The sequence below is a fragment of the Candidatus Mycoplasma haematohominis genome, from assembly GCF_902712995.1.
In the GTDB taxonomy this organism is placed as follows: Bacteria; Bacillota_I; Bacilli_A; order Mycoplasmatales; family Mycoplasmoidaceae; genus Eperythrozoon_B; species Eperythrozoon_B haematohominis.
On the sequence record NZ_CACTIB010000035.1, the window covers coordinates 1 to 2,468 of the forward strand.

A 2,468-nucleotide genomic window follows, 5' to 3' on the forward strand; every position below is an offset into this window, starting at 1 on the left:
AAAGACGAGGTAACAGAAAACATCAAAATCTAAATTTAAGGCAATTGTAATTTTTTTATTTTTGATAATTTTTATTTTACTTACTAACTAATGTGAGATGATTGTTGATGTTTTTATTAGTTTTTTCTTTTTAAATTTATGACATCCATTCAATTATCTGTTGTAGCAACAGGAACGGTAGCCGTTGCGGCAGCCGCAGCTGGCACAGCTGCATATATGACATCCTCCTCTAGTTGTTTAACTATAGAACAAGCCGAAAAGGCAGGAAAGATTGTTAAAAAGAGTGAAGTCCAAAGTGATTATTGGTATTCAAATAATTTAGTTTCTCTAGGGGATAACGCGAGTTTTTTGGTTGCTAGCATTTCAGAGAATAGAGCTTGGTGAAATTCTAAGTATGATTCACAACTGAAACCTTTAAATGGAGAAGGAAATGGTGCTTCTTCAAAGGAATTCCAGAAGGTTATGAAGGGTTATGATGAAATCGATGTAACAGCTTTGAATAAGGTTTGTGATGCAGCTTACAAGGAGAATGTTGTGAAGTTTAAAAAAGAAGGGAATACTGAAGAAGCGAATTATGCAAACGATGTAAAGAGATTTTGTACTAATGTGGAAGATGCAGTTTTGAGATTTGAACCAAATCCTTAGTAAAAGATGAAAGTTTAGTCCTATGAGGGTTAACTTTTAATCTGGGATATAGGTAGTAGCATAATTAAGATGCCTGTACAAACAAAAGCAGCAGCAGGGACTGGAATTGTTGTATTGGTAGTAGGTGGTGGTTATGGAGTTAGCACTTTATTTACCGGCATGCCTGATTGAAAACCGTTTACAGAAAATAATTTAGTTAGCAAGTATGCATATAAAACAAAGGCTTATTTTGTAGGAGATACAAAAGATAGTGATGCTTGATGGGATTGATCTTATAAGAATAGATGAAAGGCAGATAAAAATGCGAAGAAGAGTTTACATCACAATTTTTCAAACGTAATAGATGGAGAAGATTTAAAGAATAAGTGTGTAGCTGTTTATAAGGAAGATAAAGGAAATGTAACGTCTACTTATGAAAGTGGTAAATATTTAGAGTCAGAAGTTTGGAGATACTGTTCTCCGTTAGAAATTAAACAAAAAACAATACAGGAAACGGAGGAGGAGACTTATAAAGATTTGGCTGGTTCTTATGGAACAACTCAAAAGGAAAAACTTATTTCCTTAACTGATCCTAAAAATGACTTATTTTGAGAATTGAAAGATCAAGAGTTTTTTGGGTTGGGAAATTATTCTACGGTTTTGACAGACAATAGTTTCGATCAATCTGAAGATTCTCTTTTCCATAAGTTTTTCAAAACTAAAGATAAAGAAAATAGAGAAAAAATAAAGGACGTATGTGGCAAAGCGTATTTACTTTTATCTACTTCAGCAAATACAAATGAAAAGGTTCAGCAAAATACTGTGATTAAATTTTGTTCTTTAGAAGGTAATTAATGGATCCAGTAAAAGGATGATTTACCAAAGACAAATCTGGATAGGTTTCTACATTCTTGATAGAAGTTTTTCATGAATTCTTGTACTGAATCTTTTGTATCAAGAGCTTTGATTCCTTCTTTTGACTTACCTTCGTCTGCCGGTTTATTCTTCAATACATTTTCAGCTATTAACAAATTGAATCTATAGCTTTTTAAAGAATCTCTCTCCTTATACAATTTTGCGAACCTATCTCTTCAATCGCCTCTTTTACTTTCCTCCAGTTGTTCATAACTTTCGGCAGTTGTATCCCTCAACTTACTTCCAAAAATTTCTTTAAATGTATAGCTAGTCTGTCGATTCGAATTTACTCTGAATGTATTATCAAAATTTTCTGATTGTAATTTGCTTTTTACTTGTGTTGTAGTGGCTGCACTAGATGAAATAACCGCTACTGCGCCACCTCCTAGTTTTGCAGCTGGTGGAATTAGTTGCATGTTAGATAGAAATTCTGAAAATTATTAGAGTTTGGTTAACTGGGGAGCTTAATCGCTTTTATTGAAACTTTATAAATTAAAGAATTTTTGATCGTTTTCTTTATTTTTTCTATCTTCTCATCCTCATAAATTTTTATGAGTTTCTTTTAATGGATCACTTTTAGGTTTTGGCTTCTCATCTTTTCTTGCCGTTTCAATTTGCTCTGTATTGTTTGATGATTTGCTTTGTGATATTCAGTAAGAACTTCCAATAGTTGTGGGAATTACTATAGTTCCTGCAGCAATAGCTTTGCTATTCATAGAGCTATTTTTGAGAATTAGTTATTGTGTCCAGTAATTAATAAATCTCTGTAGTATTCATACCTTTTATTAGCTAATTCGATTTCTTTTGGTATTCCTTTTTTTAAGTCTTCGCATAGCTCTCTTAGTTTATCTAAAGAATTAGCTATTTGTTCTTGTATTTCTAGAGATGGTAAAGGGATTTTTAGTTTTTTAACGGCGATAGTGCTTATA

Annotated in this window: 5 protein-coding genes; 2 read left to right on the plus strand and 3 right to left on the minus strand. The window is 32.3% G+C overall.

Annotated features, from left to right (window positions below):
* The first annotated feature begins 138 nt into the window (after positions 1-138).
* Both H6411_RS05785 and H6411_RS05790 read left to right on the plus strand, forming a co-directional pair.
* Entirely contained in the window at positions 139-645 is a 507-nt protein-coding gene (locus tag H6411_RS05785) for a hypothetical protein (protein WP_216083704.1), read from the plus strand.
* 69 nt (positions 646-714) lie between these two features.
* Complete coding sequence (locus H6411_RS05790) at positions 715-1,479, plus strand: hypothetical protein (protein WP_216083705.1); 765 nt, start codon at positions 715-717, stop codon at positions 1,477-1,479.
* Here the strand turns inward: H6411_RS05790 and H6411_RS05795 are convergent.
* From H6411_RS05795 to H6411_RS05805, 3 genes are all read right to left on the minus strand, one after another.
* Positions 1,476-1,955 (minus strand): hypothetical protein, encoded by a 480-nt coding sequence (locus H6411_RS05795; RefSeq protein ID WP_216083706.1) that lies wholly within the window; start codon positions 1,953-1,955, stop codon positions 1,476-1,478. The two genes, H6411_RS05790 and H6411_RS05795, sit on opposite strands and share 4 nt — an antisense overlap.
* A 69-nt stretch (positions 1,956-2,024) precedes the next feature.
* On the minus strand, positions 2,025-2,255 hold the full coding sequence (locus H6411_RS05800; RefSeq protein WP_216083707.1) for a hypothetical protein: 231 nt from the start codon (positions 2,253-2,255) through the stop codon (positions 2,025-2,027).
* 17 nt (positions 2,256-2,272) lie between these two features.
* On the minus strand, positions 2,273-2,468 hold a 196-nt coding region (locus H6411_RS05805), incomplete at its 5' end, for a restriction endonuclease subunit S (protein WP_216083708.1).